The organism is Neochlamydia sp. TUME1 (genome assembly GCF_000813645.1).
Classification (GTDB): domain Bacteria; phylum Chlamydiota; class Chlamydiia; order Chlamydiales; family Parachlamydiaceae; genus Neochlamydia.
Map to the genome: position 1 here is coordinate 1 of NZ_JRXI01000143.1, position 26,099 is coordinate 26,099.

A 26,099-nucleotide genomic window follows, 5' to 3' on the forward strand; every position below is an offset into this window, starting at 1 on the left:
GAAAGAGGTCTATTGGAAAAGGAAATGTCTTTGTAAGTTGCTGCGAATGAAATCACATTTTAAAGCTTGTCAAGCGTCACTGTTCATGCTAAAAAGGCAATAAATTCATTAAGTTTTGAAAGTGACTTACTATAAAAGGCAATTCGAAACTAAAAGCCTGCTAAAAAGAAGAAGCTATCCATCCATTTTTTTGAGAATAGATACACAAAAATTAAGTTTATGATAACCTTCGCTTAAATTTATAAAGGTATCCAATGATCGGAATTTTTCTTTCTGCACTCGCTGCCCTCTTTATACTTTTTACTCCTTTTACGCCAGTTAACCTGCCGAATGAAAATTTACTAGGCTGCCTCTTATTGATAACAGGCACGACTTTCTTTGTCCTCTTTTGTTTGACAATTGCTGGCAGTTTAATACCTCTGCAAAAAGCTGGGCAAAACTCTACTCCTTATTTATTAAGCTTATTTAAGAGAGATAAATATTTTTAGGGATTTATAGCTGGATAGTGCTCTTCGCCCTGCTAAGCTACATGCTTGCCTTGGATACCCTCTGGCTAAATTACCTGCAAAAGAGCCACCGATTAGCTCTCTGGGTTTTTAGCATAGGAATTACCCTGGATATTTATTATACGCTTTTAAAAAGACTTATCACTTATTTAAATCCTTTGGATCAGGTGCTTTTATTCACCCAAATAGCCAAAGAGAGCATTCAAAATGATAAAAAATCAGAGCTTTGTGAAGCTGTGGAGGCGCTTACCGAAACAGCTTTAATATCTACTCATCATATGAACCCCACTCTTTGCAACCAAGCTTTACAAGCAATGCCAAACATTATAAGAAACTTCCTATCTTCCTCTAAAAGGATAGCACAGATAGCGACAGATGCGCGGGATAAAAATTCAGATATTCATGATCACACGAGTTATATATTGTATTATATATATGAACGTATCTCACTTATTAATGAAAAAGCCTTAGCAAAAAAGCTTGAGCAAGTGGCTGCTACACTCGTAGCAGTATGGGGAAAGATAGTCCTTCATTGTGCAAAATTTGATTTAACCTTGGTCAACTATCCTCTCCGCCTTCTAAGCTGCCATGCAAAGGCAGCAATCAATCAAGGTTTACCTGATATTGGTGTTAAAGCCAGCTTGACCCTTTTAGAAATAAGTAGAACCATCTTAGAAGAGATTGATTACACCTCTTTGAATTTAAAAGATCCTTTTTTTAGCCTTATCAATGGATTGGAAGAAATTACTCAATCTACTTTCCTTCAAGATAAAAGCATTAACCTAAAGATTCTTATGCAGCCTTTTCAGGATTTGAAAGGTTTATTTAACGATCCTAAAGTAGCGGCCCACAGGGACACCTCTCTTATTATAAAGAACATTGACCGCGTGTTAGGAGAATATGAAGCCTTAGAGCTGGTCATGAAAACTATCCCGCCACTTCCAGACATTCCTGAAGAAAAAAGTAAAATCTAAGATTTTAGGTTAATCTACATGCCCTTCTGCAAATCTTGCCTGCAATCTGTTGCTTTTTTCTTCTTAAAGATAGCTTGCAGCTGATGATGATGCTTGGTTATAAAAGCTTAAGCATCTCTTCGGGCAAGGTAGCATGCAGGGTAATAGACTTTCCTAAAGTAGGATGAGGAAACATTAACTCCGAATGATGTAAAGCAATACCTGGAGAAAAACAAGGTTTTTGGCTTCCATACTTAGCATCCCCCACAATAGGTTTTCCAATGGCAGCTAACTGAGCACGAATTTGGTGGTAGCGGCCGGTCTCCAAAATAACCTCCACTAAAGAAGTCTGGTTAGCATGCTTAAGAACTTGATAATGTAAGCGGCATAATTTTGCGCCAGGTCTATTGCCTGAAACTACTAGACTTTGATAGGCATCATGCAAAAGGTAATGCTCTAAAGTATCTACCGACTTTTCAGGAAGACCTTCGACGATTGCCAAGTATACTTTACGAAATTGTTGCTGGCGTAGCGCAGCATTTAATCGGCTAAGAGCTTTACTCGTGCGTGCAAAAACTACAATACCGCTTACAGATTTATCTAAACGATGGACTGCTTCTAGAAATATATTGCCCGGCTTATTATAAGTTTTTTTAAGCCAGGCTTTACAAATATCTTCTAAATTTTTTTGCTGAGTGCCACTAGGTTGCGTTAAAATTCCTGCAGGCTTGCAAACGACAAAAAGATGATTATCTTCATAAAGAATTTGGGGGTCCATATGACTTACCCTCGTCGTTGACGTAAAGCTTCATATAAAAGTAAGGTAGTGGCCATAGCCACATTTAGTGAATCGGCTATCCCAAGCATAGGAATTTTTACCTGAATATTAGCCTGCTGCATCCATGCCTCCGATAGCCCCAGCTGCTCGGTGCCAACAGCAATAGCTACCGGTTGCTTTAAGTCTGCTTGCGTATATTCTAATTTAGCGCTAGGAGTAGCAGCAACAATAGAGATGTTATGCTTTTTTAACCAATGAATGGTTTCATGGCCTTTACTTTCTATCACGGGGACAGTAAACAAAGTCCCTACACTAGCACGTACTACATTAGGATTATAAATATCTGTACATTTATCGCAAACAATCAAGGCATCAAGATGAACAGCATCGGATGAACGTAAAATGGTACCTAGATTACCAGGTTTTTCAATAGCTTCTGCCACCACTAAAAGAGGAGAATGAGTATTTTTTTTAATTAAGCTTGGTAATTGATCTAGCCCTCGCCGCTGTTGAGCAGCTATAGCAATTAATCCGTCGGGACGATCACGATACGACATTTTTCGAAAAATATTTTCCCGGCAAAGAAAAAGTTGAGCTCCTTTACTACTTAAAGATTGGATCAAAGGCTTTTCATTTTCCCCTAAGAACAGTTCCTGGCAATAAAAGAGACTATCAATTTTATAGCCTGCTTCATAAGCACGTAAAACTTCTCGATATCCCTCTATAATGAATTGCTCGGACTTATCACGTACCCGGCGCTCACGAAGGTCAATCACTTGCTTAACGCGAGAATTTTGTAAGCTGGTTAACGCAATGACTTTACCCTGCATATTGCCACCTTGCAAAAGTTCCACTAGGAATAGGAAAGGTTTCGGTAGAACCTTCTAATAACATTTCTCCTTCATCAATCGTTCCGGAAAGTCCATCTAAGTTTTGATGGAGAAGATGCTTCATCACTAAAGGAGAAAAGCCAGGAGTATGGCAAGAAAACAATATGAATAAAGGTTTGGGGGTCAGCAGCTCTCGACAGCTTCTTAAAAGCTTGTTGATCTCCTCCTCAATTTTAAAAACCTCTCCATTAGCGCCCCTGCCGAAGCTAGGAGGGTCGAGAATGATGGCATCATAGCGAGACCCGCGTCTTAATTCCCGCCCCAAAAACTTGAAAACATCATCAATAATCCAACGAATAGGAGCTTTTTCCAGATGATTTAAAGCTGCATTTTCACGGGCCCAGGCTACCATTCCTTTGGAAGCATCTAAATGGCACACTTCTGCTCCAGCTTGTGCGGCTGCAAGAGTTGAACCACCTGAGTAGGCAAATAAATTTAACACACGCTTGCCTTTAATAGGCGTGCTTTGAATCCACTTCCAAAAAGCTCTTTGCTCGGGAAAGATTCCTAGATGGCCAAAATCCGTTGGAGAAATTTTGAAGGCTATATCTGCCACTTTGATGTGCCACATATCTGGAAGCTTTTCTTTCCGAAAAGTCCATTTATTTTGTCCTTCTCGAGAAAAAAAAGCATGAGCATGATCCCAGCTTTCTTGAGAAAGGCGCGGCTCCCATACTGCTTGTGAGCATGGTCGTGATATTGTATAAGGACCAAATTGTTCTAATTTGTAACCGTTTCCACTATCTATTAAAGAATAAGTATTCATGCAATTTTTCATGGTTTCTAATATACATTACCAAGCAATAAATTATCTATAGTGGCCTCTACTTTCTATCTGCTTAAAAAGCTTCTTTTTCATTAATTTTTAGCCCCTCTGCCAGCTTATGAAAGCTTATTTTAAGCGCTGCTATTTAGCAAAAGATCTTCTTATGCTAGCTTTTTAAGAAGTGGCTTTTATCAGGCTTTTCTATTCAGGGATTGAAGAGTTCGTAGGGTGAGGAATTTGGACCTGCAAACCTCTATTTTCTAGCTGCGGATGTTGATTGATCCACGAAAAACACTTTTTTCCTAAGCGCATAGACACATTTATCAATTTATCTTTAATTAAGAAAGGAGTGGGTACAGTATATTTTCTTTGCCATTGTTGAATCAATCGAAACAAAGCTGTATTCGCATAAGCTTCTCCTACTTTATACACGGCATGTGTTTGAGGATCTTGATAAAGTTGGGGATATGAAAACTGCAGCCCCCACGAGACGGGGTCTTTTCCTAACACCATCGAACGAAATTTATTGTCAGCTACCGAATAATCGAGGGTGTGCAGCTGCAGCTGCACGACCGGTTTTGCAATGCGTATGAGTTGGCGATCGTTGCCTATTGACCAAGCATATAAATGATCTGCAGAAGAAGTCAGCACAGAAGTAAAGAATGTACGAAAATATTCCATTTCATAAGTTCGTCTACTTTTTAGTGATTGAATGTATTGAGTATAATTAGCTAGAAAAACTTCATGAGAAATTTGTCCTTCTCCGCTTTTTTCTACCTTTCCTATGGAAAAAATTTTAAAATCTCCTAGGGCTTGAAAAAGAGTCTGTATTTCATCTTCATCAATCAACATAGCTAACGAAAGCCATTTGGAGGCTTGATAAGGAACAGGACTAGATTTTACATTTAGCATAGCATCAGGTTATATGGTGGACTTTTCTTTTTCAAAAAGGGAGCTAATTAATAGCCAGGCTACTCCCAGTGTAATACAAGAGTCGGCTACATTAAAGACAGGAAAATCATACCCCCAGAGAACAAAATGAAACATATCTATTACATGCCCATAGACGAAGGTATCGATAATATTTCCTGCCGCCCCTACCATAATTAATAGAAGAGGTAGCCGCCAGCTTTTATTTCGATTATAAAAAAGAAAATAACCTATCAATCCCCCCATCATGAAGAGGCGCAAGACTAGCAAAAAGTCCTTTAATTCAGCAAACATTCCCCATGCAGCCCCATGATTAATGGCATGATTGATAGAAAATTCCACTCCCAGAAAGTTTTTAAACAGTCCAATTCCTCCATAAGGATACCATAGGAACAAATGATTGGAAATAGGTAGGTAATAATGAGTAAGGTATTTTGTAACAATGTCTACCATTAAAGCGCTACATCCAATGAAAGCTAGCATCTGACATGATAAACAAAGGGTAAAACACTTCATCATGATCAAAGCAAACCTTTTTCCAGCTGCTCCTGGGCTTTTACAGTCATAGTAGCATAAGGAACTGCTTCTAAGCGGGCTAGCGGGATTTCTTCACCGGTAAGATCGCAAATTCCATAAGTATTTTCATCAATTTTTTCCAAAGCTCTTTCGATCTGTCGAAGGATATGGTATTCACGGCTAGTCACCTCAAGGCTAATGGTTCTATCAAAATCATCCGTACCTTGATCTGCTTGATGCTGAGAATAACCTGTAGCTTCATCAGGAGTTTTAACTTCAGCAGTCGAACCTTTTAAGATATGGGTTAGCTGAGCGCGCATTTCCTCTAGCTTCTTTTTAAATTGGGCGACATCATTTTTCTTTAATCCCATGGGGACCTCCTATTAAAATATAACTATTTAATTTCTTAGACTTTCCGCTAAAGGCTTTTCTGTGGGACAAGCCTGGGAACTTTTATTTAGGCTTTCTTTAGGTTGAATCGTTTTAATTGCTTGCATAAGTTCTTCAATATCTTTGAATCGCTTATATACGCAGGCAAATCGAATATAAGCGATCTCATCTAATGCTTGTAAATGCTTCATGGCTATTTCGCCAAGTTCCTTAGTACTGACCACATGAACTTGACGTTGTAAGAGCTCCTCACTAATTTCGGCAGCCAAAGCAATGACATGGTCATGACTAATAGTTGTATGGCGGCATGCCGCCTCTAAACCATTCACCAGTTTTTGCTGTTGAAAATCTTCATAATGTCCATCACGTTTATGCACTTGTACCGTGAGTTCTACGGTCTCAAAAGTAGTAAACCTTCTTAAGCATCCTAAGCATTCTCTTCTACGTCGAATAGCATTTAGTTCAGCAGCATCGCGCGAATCGATAACCTTAAGCTCACGATGATGGCAAAAAGGACATTTCATTAAACACTCTTTTGTTACAGTTGTGCGTTCATATACATGATTTTTAACTCACATTGCAAGTATAAAATAATATACTTTGAAGCAAATTTTAATCTGTATTTATCGACGTTTTAAGGATCCATAAAAAACACCCATTTTACTCAACTTTTAGAGTATAAGTATACATTTTTATTCAATCCTTCCTTACATTTATTTCCTTCCCTTTTTCTATCTCTTAAATGCCCTATATTTATCTTTTAATTTTCTAATGAAAGAATTAAAAAACTACCCTTCAAAAATTTTAAAAATATATTAAATCTTTAAACTCTTGAGAAGGGATTATCTTTTAGGATAGCTTAAGCCAAGTAGCTTTCTTGGCAAAAGTCTTCCCTAGCATTTTGCTCTTCTAATTATCTTTATTCGATAAACATTAAGATAAAAGGAGGATCGGTAAGAAGAAAAACTTATAAGGTCGAAAAAGATTTGCTAACAGCCGCAGCTTAAAAAAAACTCACCTTTCTAAACCCTTATTTATAATTAAAAGCCAGCAGCCAAGCAAGTAAGAACCATTTAAGACAAAAGACTCTATAGCTACATAGCTCCTCAGTCTATCTGGAAGCCTGTTGCTTATAAGGTTATTACTTTTCCAAGCTGTTCCTCCATTTGTTGGGCATCTCTTTCAGTACTTCTTAAAAGATTAGCTTAAAAAAATATAGCAAATTTGAATGTGACCGCATTAATTGAGAATGGCCGCCAATTTTACTTTTGCATTTTTTATCAAAAACTAGAAAACCTGATAATAAACGTGGAAGAGTATTACTAAGCTTATAGGAAGCTATCTATTCTTCTTTAACTTTCTTTGGCTTTTTGCGCAACCTAAGCTTGATTTTTAGGAGCAAACAAACGCTCCCCTGTAAGCCAGGAAGAGAAATGGATATCTCCGTAATCTTATAACCTGTTAAAGGAAGGATCTACAAAGCTAGAAAAGCCAGTTAAAGGGAGCATAAAAATTAATTTAATCCTCTTCTTTTTTTATTTATAAATGGCTTATGAAGCTAATGAGAAAAGGCTACAGGCTCAAAAGTGTAATATTTAAGGTGTTTAATCCATGCTTATCATATTTTTTGGCTCTAGGCTCGCTTAAAAAGCAGGCTTATATGCATATTTGAACGAGCAAATTTTAATGTCTGCAAAAAAAATCACTTTTTTTTGTTTAAACCTAAGTGGTTGATTTTAAGGTGCTAACGTTTTAACTTTTTTCTTTTTTTAGCTTTTTGCTATATAAAGATGAAATTCCTGCTTGTCAGCAAATCCTTATCTTTTCATAATTCAAGTCATAAGGTGATACTACAAACTCTATTCTATCGTAGTGAATATGAGAACTGAAAATTACACCTGAAATTATCGCAATACGAACTTTCAAACTAGCAAGCTAGCAAGCGCCTAACATCTCTTATCACCTGTCAGTGTCCTTTTACTAACATTTGAAGGAGGTTATTTATGCCTACTAGAAAATCGTCTGGAGCAACTCGCCAAGAAGCAGGCCAAAAAGGAGCTGAAGCTCGTTCAGGTAGAAGTTCTTCTGATCGTGGTGGACGCGGTGGCCGTGGACATCAAGAGCCTATGAGCCGCCAAGAAGCAGGCCAAAGAGGCGGAAGAGCTGTCTCGGAAAAATATGGGCCAGAATTTTACCAAGAAATTGGACATAAAGGTGGCCAAGCGGTGGCTTCCAAATATGGTCCTGACTTTTATCGCGACATTGGCCACAGAGGAGGAGAAAAGGTAGCTTCCGAACGTGGACATGAATTCTATCAAGATATTGGTCATCGAGGCGGACAAAGGGTCGCCGAAGAGTATGGCCCTGACTTTTATCGCGAAATTGGCCGAAAAGGCGGTCGTGCCGTCGCTTCTAAATATGGTCCTGACTTTTATCGTGAAATTGGCCACAAAGGGGGAGAAAAAGTAGCCTCCGAACGTGGACATGAGTTCTATCAAGACATTGGTCATAAAGGTGGACAAAGGGTCGCTGAAGAGTATGGCCCTGACTTTTATCGCGAAATTGGCCGAAAAGGTGGTCGTGCCGTCTCTTCTAAATATGGTCCTGACTTTTATCGTGAAATTGGCCACAAAGGGGGAGAAAAAGTAGCCTCCGAACGTGGACCTGAGTTCTATCATGATATTGGTCATAAAGGCGGACAAAGGGTCGCCGAAGAGTATGGTCCTGACTTTTATCGCGAAATTGGCCGAAAAGGTGGCCGTGCCGTCTCTTCTAAATATGGTCCTGAATATTACCGTGAAATAGGTAGCAAAGGAGGCCATGCACGCGGGGGCCATGAGGAAGGTCATGAATCTGATGAAGATTATGAAGGCGAGGATGAAGGCTATAGAGGCCACCGAGGTGAAAGCCATGGCCGCTATCAAAGAGCTGGCTATCACAGCGAGGAGCCTCATCACGGCTATGAATCCGATGAGGATTATGAAGACGAAGATGAAGGCTATAGAAGCCATGGTGGCTACCAAAGTGGCCGTCACGGCGAGGAATCTCATCAAGGCTATGAATCCGATGAGGATTATGAAGATGAAGATGAAGGCCATAGAAGCCAAAGGGGTGCAAGCCATGGCTATAGCCAAAGAAGCCAGCACCAAGGTGCTGAAGCCCATCACGACGAAAGTGATGAAGAAGAAGGCGATGAAGAGTATAGCCACCAAGGTAGTGGCAAGATGAGCCGCCAGGAAGCTGGTCGTAAAGGCGGCCTAGCTACAGCCTCTCATCGTTCACGCGAAGAGTATAGGGAAATGGGCCGTAAAGGCGGCCTAGCTCGCCGAGAAAATAGATAATAAAATTATTTACTTTCTCAAACAGCAGAAGAAGGGGTTGTTAAAAACAACCCCTTCTCTTTTTCTTTAAAAAAGATTGAGTGTATCAATCATTGCTCGCAAGATTCCAAAATCGCGATGGGTATGCTGAAAAACCAGACGTGGTAAATTTAAGTGATCGATTTCCTGGGGTAGTGGTCCGCTTTTCTCTATCTTTCCTTCAGCCGCAAGAAGTTGGTAATGCTTATTTAGATGCTCTACTTCCCGATCTGTTAGCTCCCTATTTAGACGTATGACAAGCTGTGAACCTACATAGCGACTAGAATGATAATGACGGTAAAACTGTTGGACATGTAAAACGGCATCTTCAACCGAGCGAGCTATGTAAAAAAGATTAAGATCCTCAGGACTAATCCAGCCATTAGCTAACAAATGCTCATCGATATTCATTTTCCAATGGGGCCAATAGACTCCATTTTTACTTTCAACTAGGACTAAAGGCATTAAATTTGCTTTTCCTGTTTGCATAAGAGTTAGCAATTCAAACAATTCGTCCATCGTTCCAAATCCCCCAGGAAAGACAGCTACTGCATCTGAATGAGTTAAGAACATTAACTTGCGTATGAAGAAATAACGAAAAACAATTAATTTAGGGTCGCCTGCAATAACTGTATTAGTGGGTGCCTCAAAAGGCAAACGAATAGAAAGGCCAAAGCTTGATTTTTTCTGAGAGCCTTCTAAGCCTGCTTTCATAATTCCATCAGCTCCTCCTGTAATGCACATCCAACCTAGTTCTGCAATTTGAGTGCTAAAGCTTTTGGCTGCAAAGTAATCAGGATGATTTTCGGGGGTGCGTGCTGATCCAAAAATACTGATACAACGCGACTGCTTAAATTTACTAAAGATGCGATAAGCATGCCGCATCTCCTTTAAGGAGCGATTAATAAGTTTTAATTGTCCGGTATCATTATTCTCGATAAGCAACTTAAGGCTCGTTTCAATCATCTGCGTGACTAGCTCTGCTTCAAACGTATCAGAAGGTTGTCCACACATTTCTATGAGATTTTTAATCGCCAGCTGAGCCTTCTCATCCTTAAGCTCTATCATAAACCTAACTCCTTTTTTTCAGTGGCAAACCTATTCTTTTTTTAAGCAGAAAGCCCCTCAATTATCAAGCTAATAACTGCAAAAGAAAATAGCCATGCATAGCAAAATAAGCATTTACGAATCTACAGCAAATATAGCAATCTGCTAAAGAAGCAGGAAAATATTTGTCTATTTTATAGCTAGCTGCTTGCTTTTTTCTTCCCTACTTAAGCACTATAGATGATTAAACGCTCGATAAAATGTTTTATGATTTTCTTATTACCTTTGCTACTCCTTCTTTTCATTTTAATTATTGTCTGGTCAATAAAAAATGGTATCGGTCCTATGCCTACTTCCCCTCCTGTAAAGCAGATCTTACTGGACAATCTGCCATTGCAGGAAAAAGGTCTTATTTATGAGCTAGGCGCAGGATGGGGAACTCTAGCATTCTTACTTGCTCACAAATATCCTCAATGTACAATTCTAGCTTACGAAAGCTCTCCTATCCCTTATTTTTTTTGCCGAATACGCCATTTCTTTTCGCGTTCACCTCACTTGCATCTTCAATACCATGATTTTTTTAAAGCTAACCTTACAGATGCCAAGATGATTATCTGCTATCTATATCCTGTAGCCATGCAGAAATTAAAAAAGAAATTTGAAGAAGAATTACCTAAAGGGGCATGGGTAGTCACCCATACCTTCGCTGTTCCTTCTTGGAAAGCTGAGCAAATTATAGAAGTTCCCGACCTTTATTCCACTAAAATCTATATTTATAGATACACCTGATTCATTTTACTCACTTCTACAAGCTAGTCAACAAACTTTTTAGAGCGCTCTGAGGATAAATTTTAGGTAAACTTCAGCTTACCTTAAATAAAAAAACACGCCACTACTTCGATAACCAACTATTTATAATAGAACCCCTATTCCCCGCTGTTTTTTATAAGCCTCTGAAATATGAAAAATTTATAAAATTTAAGTTTAAGGATTAACTTTTATAACAGTTTAGAAGTCAGCAACTTAAATTTCAGGTGAAGAATATGGGATAGAATCTACACGTAGCCTATGCACTTTTCGAAATAATTACCTAGAGGTCGGGATTTTTAAAAGATTTAAATAAACTTTGGCGGATCCTTAAATGCTAAAATAAGTTTTCGCTGAGCGAGGAAGAGAGATTTTTATGCAAGCATAAACCTTAAGTTCTTGCCAATCGCTGTTCTTAAAAATAAAAACATCTCTCGTGTTTCTCTATTACTTTGACAATATTTCCTATTATTAATATAGGCAAAAAGCACTCTTTTCCAGTAAAGTATGTAAAAAATGCCAAGCTCTTTTTTGAAAACTAAAAAACCTATGATTTTATATGCATAATGAATACTCCAGCAATAAACACTCCTCTTTAATCCACTTTCTTAAAAACTTAAGAGATGAGATTATTATCGCTTTTGAAAAATTTGAAAACAGTAATCGTTTTACAAGGAAACCATGGCAACACCCCACAGGGGGAGGGGGCGAAATCTCTATTTTACGGGGAGAAGTTTTTGAAAAAGCAGCAGTTAATTGGTCGGGAGTCTATGGGCCACATTTTCCTATGAGTGAGAGCTCCGGGCCTTTTTTTGCTACGGGAGTAAGCTTGATTACTCACATGGTCAGCCCTCACGCACCCACTGTCCATATGAACATTCGCTACATTGAAACGCAAGAACGCTCATGGTTTGGAGGAGGCTTTGATTTAACTCCCATGGGCTTTAGCTATGCCGAGGATACTGCTCACTTTCATCAAACAACTCAAGAGTTTCTAAACTCTATCGATCCTACTCTATATCCTAACTTTTCGCAAAATGCTCGTGAGTACTTTTATATCCCCCATCGTCATAAAGAACGGGGGGTGGGAGGCATTTTTTTTGACCATTATAACAGCGGCGACTATGAAAAAGATCTACACCTATGGCAAATGGTAGGAAAGCAATTTTTAGCAGCAATCCTTCCTATCTACATAAAACGCGTACCTCTTCCTTATTCTGCTCAAGAGAAAGAAAAGCAGCTAGAAGCTCGAGCTCATTATGTAGAATTTAATTTAATGTATGACCGAGGAACAAAATTCGGATTTCAATCTGGAGGCAATCCTGAAGCCATTTTATGCTCGCTGCCCCCTTTAGCCAAGTGGTAGCTTGATTGTCACCTCTTAAGCCTATTTCTTGATAGCCAGGGTGGATATTTTTTTCCTTAAGCGATTGAGAGATCGACAAAAAAGCTAAGTTTTAAGATATAAGCACTTAAGAGGAATATGCATAAAATCTAATCCTTCGCCATCGCCTGGCCAGCAATCCAACCGGTTGTCCAAGCATTCTGAAAGTTAAAGCCACCTGTGACTCCATCAATATCCAGTACTTCGCCAGCAAAAAATAAGCCAGGGCATTTTTTACTTTCCATAGTTTTGAAATTAACATCATCGAGATGCACTCCCCCGCAAGTCACAAACTCCTCTTTAAAAATTGTTTTCCCTTGAATGTTAAAAGTAGAGTTTTGTAACAATTCTAGTAGCGCATTTAAATGAACTTTTGATAGATAGGAACAGCGCATGTCATACGGAATGCCAGCCATGATAGTAAGCTTTTTCCAAAGATTTTTTGGAAGAGCTACAGGACTGTCTGAGGAAATTAATTTGGCAGGATTTTTTACTTTATAATTGCCTAAGCATGCTGCTAGGGTCTCTTTATTCATCTCTGGCAGCCAGTTGACTACTAAGGTAGCTTGATAATTCATGCCATGCAAGATTCTTGCACCCCAAGCTGATAGCTTTAATACTGCTGGTCCACTAAATCCCCAATGGGTAAGCAAGAGAGGACCTGTTTGCTTAAGATCAGTGTGCTGAATACGTAAGCCCACATTAGAAATCGACATGCCGACAAGGTCTAGCAAGGGAGAATTAGGAACATTAAAAGTAAATAATGAAGGCACCGGAGGCACAATCTGATGCCCTAAAGCGGCTAATAATTCATACATTTTAGAGTTACTCCCTGTGGCAAACAGTAACTTTTTACACTCTACCACTAAGCCATTCGTAAGGTGAATAACAAACCCCGCCGATTGGACCTCAATTTTTTCAATTCCACTCTCTGTACGAATCTCTACATGGGCAGCTTTGGCAGCACGCATTAAACAGTCAATAATGGTAGCAGAATCATCCGTAAGGGGAAATAGGCGCCCATCTTCTTCTACCTTTAGCTCCACGTGACGATCTTTAAACCACTGAATAGTATCTCGAGGTTGAAAACGAGTGAAAGGACCAAGCAAAGCTTGGCTTCCGCGTGGATAATTTTTTACTAAAGCTACTGGGTCAAAGCAAGCATGCGTGACATTGCAGCGTCCGCCCCCTGAAATGCGCACTTTAGATAAAAGCTGTCTATTCTTTTCTAAAAGAATCACTTTTTTGGCTATACAAGCTTGCGCGCATGCAATGGCTCCGAAAAAGCCTGCTGCTCCCCCACCTACTACCACAAGATAATCTTTTATATGATTGGTATTTAAATTTTTAGGCATTTGAGAAGCGTGTTGTAGGTATGCTTATGTAACCACTTGAAAAGAGGTTTAAGCACAACTTATATTTTTGTAAAGCGTCGTTTATAAGTTAGCCCGCAAAGGCAATTTTCTTATAAAGGAAATAATTGCCTGCATGCTGCTCGAAGGTTGTAACTTACTTTTGACAAGCCAGTTTACCCGAGCATTCATTTGTTTTTCAAGAAAGCCTAACATTTAGGAAAAATTCTTGTTAACCTTTACATTGCAAGCTTGACCAGCTAACCAAGAAAAGGCTTTTTAAATTAAAGGAGATGCGAGGGATAAAAGTGCAGGAGTATTTAACAGAGGATAAACATTCCTATAGGCTAAAAAACTTTACTTCTTATGTTCTTAAAAATGATCAGTTGTCCGCTATTGATAACATTAAGTCTTTTTCTTACACTCATTAAGCTTAAAAAAATTTCACAAGGCCCCCTTCATGCTCTTTACTTTAGAAAAAGTTGTACAGCAATATATCAAACTTGATTTTCCTTTACACTCAAGGATTCATAAACTTAAAAGCTATAGCTCTTCCCACCTTCATTGTTATATTAAGCGAGATGATGAGCTAGGGCTCATGGGCTCTAAAAAAAGAAAATTTAGCTCGTTAATGACCTTTTTGATTCATCAAAAAGCCAAGACAGCAATTGTCATTGGAGGTATTAACTCAAATCATGTATTAGGCATTTCTCAGCTCTTAATTGAAAATCAAATCCAGCCTTTTCTTTTTCTATGCAAAAGCCATCAACAGAGGCTAAAAGGTAACGCTCTTCTCACCCAGTTACTCGTTCCCAAGCATCAAATTCATTGGATAGAAAGACAAGATTGGCCAACGGTCTATAAAGCTGCCTTGGATTTTGCAGATCTGCAAGGCAATCAAAGCACCTACATCATTCCTGAAGGAGGATGCATGCCAGAATCTTTTCCAGGAGCGCTTACACTTCCTATAGATATCCTTTATAATGAACTCCAAGAACAGATCCATTTCAATCATATTTTTGTGGATAGCGGAACAGGCCTTACCGCAATTGCCTTAATAGTAGGCCTGGCTTTTTTACAGCATTCAGCACATGTACATGTGGTTTTAATGGCGGGCAAGGAAGACGAATTTCTAGATAATTTAAAATGCTACCATCAACATTTTGAAAAACTTGTTAAATTACCTTGTCGGATGCCTACTCATTTCTCTTTATGTCGCCCCCATCAAGCAAAATCTTTTGGGGCGACCTCGGCAAAAACCTTTAAAGACATTCATGAGATAGCCCAAACAGAAGGAGTTCTTTGTGATCCTATCTATAACGTCAAACTTTTTAAAGAAGCCCAACGGATCATTCAACAAAAAAACTTAAAAGGAAAAGCCTTGGTAATACAGTCAGGTGGAACTTTATCGTTGCTGGGTTTTTTATAATTTCTATGCTATGACTTTTTAAGTTAAAGAAAATTAGCATCTTTACTTTAGGGCTCCTTTCCTACCAATTATTCTGGTTATACCGAAAAGGCAAACTTTACCCCTCCTTGAAATTATATGCTTATACTACTCACTCGGCCTCTTTTCTTTAAATCAATTGGTATACTTTTGATTAACCCTTAACTAACTTTCCTTAATTTTCATCAGTTTTCTAGAGGCACACAAAGTAATTCTTATAGCCTCACATGCCAACTCGAGTGTTGAAAGAGTGGTAACCTGTATGAAAAACAGTGAAAAAATTGCTTTGCCAATAACAAATTTTTCTTAAGGTGAGCAAGAGGTAGATGTACTAAGCCTATATACATTTAGATTGACTTATCAATAAATTACTCCCTTATACCCCTAATGATCCTATTAGATAGCCTTGAAAGTAATGAGTTTATAGGATAGTTAAGCGACAGGAACAACCAACAGCCTTTTTGGCAACAGTATCCCCGCCTTCCTTTCTCCTAGCTCTTTTATCTCTTTATGTCTAAATTTTCAAAAAGGATTTGAAAATATAATATTATTATAGAATATTGGAGCGAGGATTCCTTAAACTTTATTCCAAAGGAGAACAATTATATGGAACTTACTAACGTAAATATTTGGGTAGTACTAGTATGCACAATGATTAACAACTTTTTAGCCTCTATTTGGTATTCCCGTAAAGTTTTAGGCGATGCTTGGGCCAAAGAACACGGCTTTAATGTGGAGCTATTGAAACCAACTCCTTGGCATTTTGCAGGCGCTTTTCTGGATGCTTTTATTTTATGTTTTGTTTTAAATATGTTTTTCAATAATTTTGCCATCCATGGCATGGGAAATGGCATGACTATAGGCTTTCTTATCTGGCTAGGTTTTATTGCAACGACTCATTTCTCTGGTGTCATATGGGCTAAGAAGCCTTTTAAGGCTTATTTGATAGATTCAGGATATTTACTCTTGAATTTGATTTTGATTGGTGCAATCATGGGTAGCTGGCAGTAATTTAGCAAATTAAAATGCATGAGGTTGATTGTGAAAAATAAGACACTTACTTTAATCCTAGGAATGATAGCTATTTGTGGGTCTATGGATGCACATAGCGAAGAGGCTGTTTGTCATAAATGTGAAAAAGTTCGGGAGTATAATGCTGCCCATCCTGAAAATAATTATTATTGGTATGACGATTACTTAAAAGAGAAGAAAGAAGAGAGTCAGGGAGCTAGACCTCAAAAGGAACCCACCTCGACCTCTAAATTATAGCTACTTATCCATAGCTATATCTAGCTTAATCATAAGGGCGAAAAGTCAAAAAAACCTTTCCTTTATTAGATAAAAAAGCTTTTTAACGTCAATCTAAAAAGCTTTTTTATCTATGAACCTATCCCGCTTACCAGCCTATCCAACACATTATAAGACTAAAATTCAATAATCCTTTCCACCATTTCACTTGTCTTTCCCATCGCACATCGATTCTTCTAAACTTCTGTTGTAGCCAAGATATTGCCCTTTCAACTTGCCATCTCCATTTCTTAAGGTGGCAGATAACTATCTCAGCTTTCTTGATAGCCCCCATCCTTTACCTAGGTATAAACGGATATATTTTTCTTTTTAGCAACTATCCTCAATTTCCTCAGAGTTGTATCCTTTATCAGCTTCTAAAATAAGGATGAGTTAATGGAATTCATAGAGTCTCCGTAGCTTATCCCTCGGATCAAACAGCTTTTCCACCTGTTTCCTTTTATCCTTCAGCATTGGTTGCTTCAAAACTTAAAGGGCTGCCATTATCGTCTACTAAAAGATGGGTAGGCTTGTCTTTACCCTTGTGACCATAGTCTACTAGCTTACCGTCTCCTTTTCCCCTTGAAAAAAAACCATCAATGGCTAGTCTCTCCCCATTAATCATTCTTCGCTACTAAGCTATTTGCTGAGCTGCTATACGTTGAATGTCTTTATCTTTTTTGAGCTCTTCGCTCGCTGAATGAATTGCCCTGCCATTTTGCCGTACTGCTGCAAGTACAATTTCTTTATCATTTTTAAGCTTTTCGCTAGCAAATTGAAGTGCCGAGCCTTCTTGCTGAACTGCTGCAAGTACAATCTCTTTATCATTTTTAAGCTCCTCACTAGCAAATTGAAGCGCCGAGCCTTTTTGTTGAACTGCTGCAAGTACAATATGCTTATCATTTTTAAGCTCTTCGCTAGCAAATTGAAGTGCCCAGCCTTCTTGCTGAACTGCTGCAAGCACGATCTCTTTATCATTTTTAAGCTCTTCACTCGCATATTTTAACATGCCACCTTCTACCTTGACAATAGCATGTACACAGCTTTTGTTCTTCATAAAGATATCTATAATTTCATCTTCATTATTTTTTCTAAACTCTTGTCCAACATACTGAAGGGCTAACTTATTTTCTATAAAAGCAGCAACTATAACGTCTTCATCGTTTTTAAGATCCTCACTAGCGTATTGGAGCGCTAAACCATTCTGCTTAACAGCAACAAGTACGACTTCCTTATCCTGCTTTAATTCTGGGCTAGCGTATTGAAGCGCTAAACCATTTTGCTTAACAGCAATAAGTACAACTTCCTTATCTTGCTTTAATTCTGAGCTAGCGTACTTAAGTTCTAAGCCTTTTTGAGAAAGCCTCCTAAGCATGTAGCTTTTATCCCTCATGCTATAGCGATAGAAGTCATATACCCCTACAATAATATTTCCTAAAACAGGAATTAATAAAACTACACAGCGCTTAAAACTTTTTCGATCCAGATAATCATAGTAATGACTTAGAGTAATATTTTTTTTAAAATTTAAAAGGACGCATTTTTGAAAAATATCTACTAAATTAGTTATGCTACTTACTACAGGCACATAGTCCAACTTATTATCAATAGTCGCACATAGATTAGATAAAAAATTTATTTCCACACCGGCCTCAAAATTAGATTTAAATTTAATTTTTTATCCCTTAAGAGAAGGGAAGATTAATAATAAACTATTTCTATATAAAACGAAAATATTTAATTTAAAGATTAAAATTCAATAAAAACAAATCCATCCCTTAACAAAACACGTGTGCCAGGCGTTTATAATTTTTGGCAATCTTTTAGTAAGGCAGCATTACTTTCTAAAAAAATTTACATGCTAGGAGCATAAGTTATCTGCCTTGCTTAATTTTGAGCAATCTCTCTTCTATAATATGAGGTTTTTAAGACAAATTACTTTCTTAAACAAACATGGCCTATAGAGAAAAAAGCGCCTCCTTCCAGAGGAGGGCACTTTGGCAAAAAAATTACTCTTCAGGAACAGCAGCGTCGGGCTTTAAACTAGGCGAAGGCAGCTGATCATTAAGATTGAATGGAGCATTTTCTTCTTCTTTACCTTCTAAAGAAGGAGATGGCTCCTGAGGAATAAGTGAAGGGACGTTATCTTCGGTAATAGGCGGTATAATAACAGAGGGAGGAAGTTCTTCCTCTACAGTAGGAATTTCAGGTTTCTGTAAGCTTTTCTTAAGCTTTTCCCATGCCTCTTTCACTTGGTCTAGCGAACTGCTTCCAATTTTAACATGGTCTTTTTCCATAAAATTAATAGTCACTGAGAGGGCTGCACTTTCCTTTGAAGCTTCATTTGCTAAGCTCAGAAAAAAATCTATAATTTTTTCTTCCTTATCCTCATCTATGATGCTTAGGGATAAAGGTTGCTTGTTAAATTCAGCGATTTTTTCCAAAACAGGATGAATACGATTAAAATAAGCAACTAGGTCATGAATCATTTGTTTGTAATTTTTCCATTCAAACTCATACTTACCCTGAGGGTGGTTTTCAATAAACTCGGCTTGACCATAAGATTTAATTCCATAAGGCTGTGTAATCAAATCAAAATTATGGATAATTATTTGATGAAGAGAGGGTTTTTTTGCCACATCTCTAATCTTCACATCTGTATCAAAGATAAAACTCTTTTTACCCAGTTTGGCGTAATCAGGTATAATATCTTCTAACCTATCTTTACAGCATTTTAATAGCTCATCTAATAGCTGACTCTCTTGCTCTGAAGCAGAGGAAACAGACTCAGAGGCTTTCAACTTAAGCCCTTCCATAAATTGCCGGTGTATAGCTTCTATGCCTTGGGGAGTTAAGGTAGAGTCTGTACGAAATTCAAGATGAAGGTTTCTGTGATCATTCTCTTCCTGCGTATGAGCGATTTTGAAGGTAGCCGAGACTTGACCATATAGATTTTTTATATTCAACTTATGAAGGGTGATGTCGAAATTCTCAGCACTTAAAAAATTCCATAGCGCAAGGTGAGGAGGTAAGCTAGCTTCAAACTCTAAATTAATCGTATTTTTTCCCGAACTTAGAAGATAAGGAATATCTACAGCTATATCTGGATTAAGCTCCATAATTTTCTTGAAATGTCCTAGCAGAGCTTTACCTTGTTTTGCTGCCTCAGCATCTTCTATGTCCAAGTTAAATAAAAATTTATTTTCTTTATTTTTATGGGGATGATGCTTCCAACATAGCTCTCCTTTAGAAAAGCTTAGCCATTGTTTTTGAACCTCACCATTTTTTTCAAATAAAACAAAATCGTGGTCTTCATAGCTTACCATTTTCGATTCTCTTAAAATCTCGTAAATAGAAAAATTTTCTGCATTGAAGCCTTTGGGTAGCTCTGCAAAGGGATGTATAAAAGCATAAGAATAGTGGGGATGAGCTGTCTCTAACCTAATTTCTCTATTGCCCTTGCATATGTATTCTTTGGCATTTGCCTGACTAGAATTTGGCACTATATACTTCAGATCGCCTTCCTGTTTTAGCCAGTAAGATTTTCCTAAAATATCGGTTCCTATTTTCAAAGACCCCTCGATGCCCAAAGTCGGAGAGAGCATGGATTTTTTCCCTTCTTGAAGTAAAGTATAGCGAGGTTTACTTAATTTAACCTCGTAGCTAAAAGGAAATCCTTGCACCGATACATCCTCAGCGTCTAAACGATAGAAGCCCGACGATCGTTTTTCATAATTTTTAAGGTGAGCCAGTACAAATTTTTTTGCTTGATGGGCGCGGTAGAACCAATGGCCTACATAGAGAAGAGCAAAAATGGCAACAATAGAAACTGTAAAACGATTGATAATTTTCATGGTTTCCTCAAAATGTTTATTAGGCTTTTGCCACAAATCTCTTAATGCTTAGCCTAGTTTAGAGCTTGTGTTTTTCTTTTCACTCTAGGAAAAGAGAAATCATTTATTTACACGTCATATCCTGGAGTTAATCTTACTTGTATATTAACGCTTTCCCTATAATAAACAAATATTTTAGTAAGAAAAATTATGGAAAATTAGTGGAAAAGCTTATTTGCTTCTTAGAAGAGAATATTTATCCTTATTGACAAACATGATAATTGCCTTGGACAAGCCTCTTATAGCTCATCAATTCTTTTAAGACAAGAGAGCCTGGAATGCGGAGCTTATGGAGATTAATTAATGTTTCTGGCTCTCCACCCCGGGAGGCTTCATCTAGAAAACGAAGAGAGGAATTAATCATAATAACTTCAGAACTTACTAAAGAGGAAAATTGCATGGCATGTACAGGGTGATCAGAAAGAATGCCATCACAGCTTCCTGATCCATGCAGATGGATATGTTCGATAGCCTCCTCCATGCCTTTAACCAACTTAATATTTAAGACATTTGAATGCCAAGCTGTATCCCAATCTTGTAGTACAGCTAACTGAGCATTTCCAAGATTTAAACAACAAGAGACCAACAGCTCCCAACATCTATTATCCAAACGCAAAGAAATGCCTTTATCAAGTAAGGTTTTAAAAAGGAAAGGAAGGAAAGAATCTGCTAAAGCTTCATGGACAAGCAAAGTGCTGAGGGAATAGGGGGTCTCTGCCTCTTGCATTTTAGCATTATGGATGACTTCAAGCGCTTTCTCACTATTGATCAATTGATCAATATAAAGATGGCAGACACTTTTATTCTCATAAATAAGAGGAATGAGGCTATTTTTTTGGCAAAAAGTTGTAAGAGAGGCACTTCCTGCTAAAAGAACGAGATCCACGCTTTTTTTACATTGAACAAAATCTTTTAATTGCTCTTCGTCATGAGAGTGAAGAAGCTGAACGCTCTCGATAGGTAAATCAGCTGCCTCTAACCCCATTTGAATTATCTTAACTAGAAAATAACAAGTATTCTTAATCTCTTTTCCTGCCCAAATGATTAAAGGATTTCCTGATTTGATAGTTAGAGCTGCCACCCTTATAAGCGTAGCGGGATTAATATCTAAAACATATCCTAGGACACCTATAGGAACACGATATTTTGCTAATCTCAAACCATTGGAAAGTGTTTGATCATCAAAAATTTCTCCATTCAGATCAGGCATTCTTCTAATATCAGATATATATTCTATCACCCGATCTAAGCAACCAAGTTCTATTAATTTCTTTTTATCCTCACCTGACGGAGAAAGATCCTGTGGATTAGCCTGCTTTATTTCTTCTAGGTAAGCTGATAAAGCTTTGGATATTTCACTTAAAGCCAGGTTTTTTTGGCTTTCGGAGACGTTAGAAAGTATTAAAAACGCGTTTTTGGCTTTACTTGCTTTTTTATCTAAATCCGACATCGTCCTATTCATAAGCTCTACTCTCCTTAAGCATAATTTGCATGCTATTAAGTGAAAAGGTGCCCTGTCAAGTAAAAAAGCCTTTAAGGAGCAATACCTCCTCCCCTTGTGAGATAAGCGAGCAAAGAAATGAGCAGTAAGCCCTATCTGGCTCTATGTTTGTTTGACTTACAAGCTCATTGCATAGTTAAAATACCTGGCATAATTTTTAAACTTTTTGCCAATTTTTTAAGATAGTACCTATTATCTTACGAATTATCATACAAAAGCTTGTAACTTAAAATTTTGATAGTCGGCCGAATTTTTTCTCAATTTTTATGAATTTTCTCTTGAAAACAGCTTAAAAGCTAGCTATTTCCAAGGGAAAAAGATCCGCAAAATAAGAGCTAAAACTCTTAGAGGATTTTCAGAAAACTTCGCTCTTTTTAAATTTTACAAAAAAAGGATGGCAAGGCAAGTTTCTTTGGCTATTCTTTTTAATATCAAGCTAGCATTATTTAAAAATCTTAATCTTTGTTTAACTTAAGCGCTACATGCTAGACATTCTTCTTTGTTATTTGCACTACAAGCCACAAAAGGTTTGGCCTCTAAAGTAAATTTAATTGCATCCACAGCAGCTTGCGTTCTTAAATAATACATGCCCGTCTTTAAGCCACATTTCCATCCATAAAAATGCATGGAGGTCAGTTTGGCAAAGGTAGGATTCTTTACAAATAAGTTTAGCGACTGAGATTGACAAATAAAGGGCCCACGCTCTGCGGCCATTTCTACTAATGTTTTTTGCTTGATTTCCCACGCTGTCTTATAGAGTTCCTTAATATTTTCAGGAATTTCCTTAATGCCTTGTACCGAACCGTTAGCAGCGATCAGCTGATTTTTGAGCTCTTCACCCCATAAACCTAGATGGATCAAATCTTTTAATAGATGCTTGTTCACTACGATGAATTCCCCCGATAGCACACGGCGTGTATACAAATTTGAAGTATAGGGTTCAAAGCATTCATTATTTCCCAGGATTTGCGAAGTAGAAGCTGTGGGCATAGGGGCTACTAAAAGTGAGTTCCTTACTCCATATAAAGCTACTTCAGCCTTAAGGGAGGGCCAATCCCAGCGCTTCCCTGGCACCACATTCCACATATCATATTGAAAGATTCCTTTAGACATAGGAGAGCCTTCATAAGTTGAATAAGGGCCATGAATTTTAGCCAGGTCTTTTGAAGCTGTTAAGGCAGCAAAATAGATTGTCTCAAAAATCTCGCGATTTAATTGCTTAGCCTCCTGAGACTCAAAAGGCATTTTTAATATCAAAAACACATCTGCCAAGCCCTGCACCCCAATGCCAATAGGGCGATGACGGAGGTTAGAATATTCAGCTTCCACCACAGGATAATAATTGACATCAATAATTTTATTTAGATTCCGCGTGACCACTTGAGTAACCTCAAATAGCTTAGGATAATCAAACTGTCCATCTTTGATAAAACGCGGTAAAGCTAAAGATGCCAGATTACACACGGCTACTTCTCCTGGAGCTGTGTACTCTATAATTTCGGTACATAGGTTACTCGATTGAATAGTCCCTAGATGTTGCTGATTCGATTTTCTATTACAAGCATCCTTATAAACCATGTAAGGACTGCCTGTCTCAATTTGTGCCTCCAAAATTTTAAACCAGAGCTCTTGAGCTTTAATTACTCTACGGACACGCCCCTCTTTTTCATACTGCTTATAAAGTTTTTCAAACTCATCTCCCCAGCAGGCATCTAAGCCTGCCGCTTCATTAGGACAAAACAAAGACCAATCTTGGTTAGCCTCCACCCGCTGCATAAAAAGATCTGGAATCCAAAGCGCTGTAAAAAGATCACGCGCACGCATTTCGTCCTTCCCTTGATTTTTTCTTAGATCTAAAAATTCAAAAATATCAGCGTGCCAAGGTTCTAGATAAACAGCAAAAGATCCTTTACGCTTTCCTCCTCCCTGATCTACATAGCGAGCAGTATCATTAAATACTTTAAGCATAGGAATAACTCCATTAGAGATACCCCCTGTTCCACGGATGTAAGAACCTGTCGCACGGATACCATGGATACTTAAGCCTATGCCTCCTGCAGCTCGAGAGATTTTAGCACATTGTTTAAGGGTATCAAAAATACCGTCGATGCTGTCTTCTTTCATTTGTAGTAAAAAACAAGAAGAAAGCTGAGGAGTTGGTGTACCAGCATTGAAAAGGGTAGGAGTGGCCTGAGTAAACCATCGATCGCTCATCAGATGATAGGTTTCCATGGCAGACTCAATATCTCCTTTATGAATGCCTATCGATACCCGCATTAACATATGCTGAGGCCTTTCCACTACTTTACCTTGCATTTTTAGTAAATAAGCTTTTTCTAAAGTTTTAAATCCAAAGTAATCGTACAAAAAATCTCGATCATAGATGAGAGTAGAGTCTAGAAGCTCTGCATGTTGTTGGATAATCTCATAAACATCTTCAGCAATGAGAGGCGCATGTTTCCCGCTTTTAGGATCCACATAAAGATAGAGGGCTTTAATGGTCTCAGAAAACGATTTATTGGTATTTTTATGCAAATTAGAAATCGAAATTCTAGCCGCTAAAATCGCATAATCAGGATGGTTAGCCGTTAAAGTTGCCGCCACCTCAGCAGCTAGGTTGTCTAACTCGCTGGTAGTCACCCCATCAAAAACACCTTCGATGACACGCCTAGCTACTAGCACAGGGTTAATATGCTTAGCATCTAGGGCGTAGCATAACTTTTGAAGCCGAGCTGTAATTTTATCAAACTTCATCGCCTCTTTTCTTCCGTCGCGCTTAATTACAAACATACCACCTCCTTTAAAATTCTTCATTTAGAGTAAATTCGTGATTCCTTTGAGTAGACATCACACCTGGTTTCTGATATTCAGAAACTCTTTTTTCAAAGAAATTAGTTTTACCCTGCAGCGATATAAGTTCCATGAAATCAAAAGGATTATTCACCTGATATAATTTAGAATAACCCAGCGCATTTAATAATCGATCGGCTACAAATTCGATATACTGGCACATCAAATCTCCGTTCATGCCAATCAATTTGACGGGTAAAGCCTCCATGACAAATTCCTTCTCAATCTTGACTGCATCTCCAATAATCTCTTTAACAAGCTCTTCGGATAGTTTATGAGCAAGTTGCGAATAGATTAAACAAGCAAAGTCACAATGCAAGCCTTCGTCTCTAGAAATTAATTCGTTGGCAAAACTTAAGCCTGGCATAAGGCCCCGTTTTTTAAGCCAAAAAATTGAGCAAAAGCTTCCTGAAAAGAAAATACCTTCGACGGCAGCAAAAGCTACTAAACGTTCAGCAAATCCCCCTTTAGAAATCCACTTTAAGGCCCATTCTCCTTTTTTAGCTACACAAGGAAGGGTATCTAAGGCATGAAAAAGCATGCTTTTTTCTTGCGAATCTTTGATATATGTCTCAATTAATAAAGAATAAGTTTCAGAATGAATGTTTTCGATCATGATTTGAAATCCATAAAAACATCTTGCTTCAGGGTATTGAACCTCGTTAAGAAAATTCACAGCCAGGTTTTCATTTACAATACCGTCACTAGCAGCAAAAAAAGCTAGAATATGCTTGATAAAGTGTCTTTCATTTTCATTAAGTTTTTTCTCCCAGTGCTGTACATCCGTAGACAGATCGATCTCTTCAGCTGTCCAAAAGCTAGCTTCAGCTTTTTTATACATCTGCCAAATATCTTGGTGATTGATAGGAAATAAAACAAAGCGTTCTTTGTTTTCTAGTAAAATTGGTTCATGCAAGGCCTGCATAAGAAACTCCCAAAAAAAATAAGCTTAAGGTCTACCATCCTATCTAGAATGATAAGCCCACGATTTAATAATTAAAGAAAGGGAGAAAATAGACCGAGCAGATTGGCCAAAAAGAGAAAGAATATCACTCTTTATTTTCCCCATCCTGTCTTTAACGAGACAGTTCACCTTTTATAAAAAAGATGCGATGAGCAAAGATAAGCAGGTCTTCTGACTCTGAGATCATCCTACTTGCCAGCCTTCCCACTAATAAAAGCAGTGGCATTTTAGCTTTCGTCACTCATTACAGCGGCGTTACCGCACAGGATTTACACCTGTTTCCCTATTCTCTTCTAGCCTTAACTAAAAGCACTTATCTTAAGTCCAATGAATTTCTCATTGTGCTAGTAAATATATACGTTGCCAAGATTTTGTCAATAGGAATCAAGAATCTGAACAGTTTTCTTAAATTTTCATGTCATTAAAAAACTTTTTGAGAAGGATACAATCTGCCCCTCCCTATTTTAGCTAGATAGTCA

22 protein-coding genes and 1 riboswitch are annotated in these 26,099 nt (G+C 38.0%); of the genes, 7 read left to right on the plus strand and 15 right to left on the minus strand.

Annotated elements, in window-relative coordinates:
* Positions 1-529 precede the first annotated feature (529 nt).
* The gene (locus DB41_RS07090) at positions 530-1,480 is read left to right on the plus strand and encodes a hypothetical protein (protein WP_039385916.1); all 951 of its coding nucleotides are present in this window, start codon (positions 530-532) and stop codon (positions 1,478-1,480) included.
* Between the two features lie 97 nt (positions 1,481-1,577).
* Here the strand turns inward: DB41_RS07090 and DB41_RS07095 are convergent, their stop codons facing one another.
* From DB41_RS07095 to nrdR, 7 genes are all read right to left on the minus strand, one after another.
* Positions 1,578-2,237 (minus strand): RluA family pseudouridine synthase, encoded by a 660-nt coding sequence (locus DB41_RS07095; protein WP_039385918.1) that lies wholly within the window; start codon positions 2,235-2,237, stop codon positions 1,578-1,580.
* A 5-nt stretch (positions 2,238-2,242) separates the two neighbouring features.
* A complete protein-coding gene (locus DB41_RS07100; RefSeq protein WP_039385919.1) occupies positions 2,243-3,067 on the minus strand; it encodes an RNA methyltransferase in 825 nt (274 codons plus the stop codon).
* Positions 3,057-3,893, minus strand: coding sequence for a class I SAM-dependent methyltransferase (locus tag DB41_RS07105; RefSeq protein ID WP_155117607.1), 837 nt, complete (start codon positions 3,891-3,893; stop codon positions 3,057-3,059). Before DB41_RS07105 ends, DB41_RS07100 begins: the two co-directional genes overlap by 11 nt.
* Positions 3,894-4,094: 201 nt before the next feature.
* Positions 4,095-4,805, minus strand: a complete 711-nt coding sequence (locus DB41_RS07110; protein ID WP_039385923.1) for a hypothetical protein — start codon at positions 4,803-4,805, stop codon at positions 4,095-4,097.
* Between the two features lie 9 nt (positions 4,806-4,814).
* Positions 4,815-5,342: a signal peptidase II gene (gene lspA, locus DB41_RS07115; RefSeq protein WP_052243986.1), complete on the minus strand. Its 528-nt coding sequence runs from the start codon at positions 5,340-5,342 to the stop codon at positions 4,815-4,817.
* A gap of 2 nt (positions 5,343-5,344) precedes the next feature.
* Complete coding sequence (locus tag DB41_RS07120; RefSeq protein WP_039385925.1) at positions 5,345-5,710, minus strand: TraR/DksA family transcriptional regulator; 366 nt, start codon at positions 5,708-5,710, stop codon at positions 5,345-5,347.
* Positions 5,711-5,737: 27 nt separating this feature from the next.
* Positions 5,738-6,253, minus strand: a complete 516-nt coding sequence (nrdR, locus tag DB41_RS07125; protein ID WP_039385926.1) for a transcriptional regulator NrdR — start codon at positions 6,251-6,253, stop codon at positions 5,738-5,740.
* Between the two features lie 1,479 nt (positions 6,254-7,732).
* Between nrdR and DB41_RS10825 the strand changes: the two genes are divergently transcribed.
* Complete coding sequence (locus tag DB41_RS10825; RefSeq protein ID WP_052243987.1) at positions 7,733-9,070, plus strand: KGG domain-containing protein; 1,338 nt, start codon at positions 7,733-7,735, stop codon at positions 9,068-9,070.
* 66 nt (positions 9,071-9,136) lie between these two features.
* On the opposite strand, the gene DB41_RS07135 is transcribed toward DB41_RS10825, so the two are convergent.
* Positions 9,137-10,156 carry an LOG family protein gene (locus DB41_RS07135; protein ID WP_052243988.1) on the minus strand — a complete coding sequence of 340 codons (1,020 nt, stop codon included), beginning with the start codon at positions 10,154-10,156 and terminating at the stop codon, positions 9,137-9,139.
* A gap of 324 nt (positions 10,157-10,480) precedes the next feature.
* Here DB41_RS07135 and DB41_RS07140 point away from each other — a divergent pair, with 324 nt between their 5' ends.
* Both DB41_RS07140 and hemF read left to right on the plus strand, forming a co-directional pair.
* On the plus strand, positions 10,481-10,924 hold the full coding sequence (locus tag DB41_RS07140) for a methyltransferase (RefSeq protein WP_238578462.1): 444 nt from the start codon (positions 10,481-10,483) through the stop codon (positions 10,922-10,924).
* A 577-nt stretch (positions 10,925-11,501) separates the two neighbouring features.
* A complete protein-coding gene (gene hemF / locus DB41_RS07145; RefSeq protein ID WP_039385929.1) occupies positions 11,502-12,308 on the plus strand; it encodes an oxygen-dependent coproporphyrinogen oxidase in 807 nt (268 codons plus the stop codon).
* A gap of 128 nt (positions 12,309-12,436) precedes the next feature.
* Here hemF and DB41_RS07150 read toward each other — a convergent pair whose 3' ends face one another.
* Entirely contained in the window at positions 12,437-13,681 is a 1,245-nt protein-coding gene (locus DB41_RS07150) for an NAD(P)/FAD-dependent oxidoreductase (protein ID WP_052243989.1), read from the minus strand.
* A gap of 457 nt (positions 13,682-14,138) precedes the next feature.
* Between DB41_RS07150 and DB41_RS07155 the strand changes: the two genes are divergently transcribed.
* From DB41_RS07155 to DB41_RS07165, 3 genes are all read left to right on the plus strand, one after another.
* Positions 14,139-15,107 (plus strand): pyridoxal-phosphate dependent enzyme, encoded by a 969-nt coding sequence (locus DB41_RS07155; RefSeq protein WP_039385932.1) that lies wholly within the window; start codon positions 14,139-14,141, stop codon positions 15,105-15,107.
* Between the two features lie 624 nt (positions 15,108-15,731).
* A complete protein-coding gene (locus DB41_RS07160; RefSeq protein ID WP_039385933.1) occupies positions 15,732-16,136 on the plus strand; it encodes a DUF1761 domain-containing protein in 405 nt (134 codons plus the stop codon).
* A 30-nt stretch (positions 16,137-16,166) separates the two neighbouring features.
* Complete coding sequence (locus DB41_RS07165; protein WP_039385934.1) at positions 16,167-16,394, plus strand: hypothetical protein; 228 nt, start codon at positions 16,167-16,169, stop codon at positions 16,392-16,394.
* A gap of 478 nt (positions 16,395-16,872) precedes the next feature.
* Here DB41_RS07165 and DB41_RS11705 read toward each other — a convergent pair whose 3' ends face one another.
* The 6 genes from DB41_RS11705 to DB41_RS07195 form a co-directional block, all read right to left on the minus strand.
* Complete coding sequence (locus DB41_RS11705) at positions 16,873-17,037, minus strand: hypothetical protein (RefSeq protein WP_155117608.1); 165 nt, start codon at positions 17,035-17,037, stop codon at positions 16,873-16,875.
* Between the two features lie 9 nt (positions 17,038-17,046).
* Entirely contained in the window at positions 17,047-18,057 is a 1,011-nt protein-coding gene (locus tag DB41_RS10830) for a DUF4116 domain-containing protein (protein ID WP_052243990.1), read from the minus strand.
* A 364-nt stretch (positions 18,058-18,421) separates the two neighbouring features.
* The gene (locus DB41_RS07180) at positions 18,422-20,266 is read right to left on the minus strand and encodes a hypothetical protein (protein WP_155117609.1); all 1,845 of its coding nucleotides are present in this window, start codon (positions 20,264-20,266) and stop codon (positions 18,422-18,424) included.
* Positions 20,267-20,507: 241 nt separating this feature from the next.
* Entirely contained in the window at positions 20,508-21,767 is a 1,260-nt protein-coding gene (locus DB41_RS07185) for a glutamate-5-semialdehyde dehydrogenase (protein ID WP_080502450.1), read from the minus strand.
* Positions 21,768-22,277: 510 nt separating this feature from the next.
* Positions 22,278-24,596: a ribonucleoside-diphosphate reductase subunit alpha gene (locus tag DB41_RS07190; protein ID WP_039385967.1), complete on the minus strand. Its 2,319-nt coding sequence runs from the start codon at positions 24,594-24,596 to the stop codon at positions 22,278-22,280.
* Positions 24,597-24,606: 10 nt separating this feature from the next.
* Entirely contained in the window at positions 24,607-25,581 is a 975-nt protein-coding gene (locus DB41_RS07195) for a ribonucleoside-diphosphate reductase small subunit (protein WP_039385940.1), read from the minus strand.
* A 182-nt stretch (positions 25,582-25,763) separates the two neighbouring features.
* Positions 25,764-25,952: riboswitch (cobalamin riboswitch) on the minus strand.
* Positions 25,953-26,099: the final 147 nt, after the last annotated feature.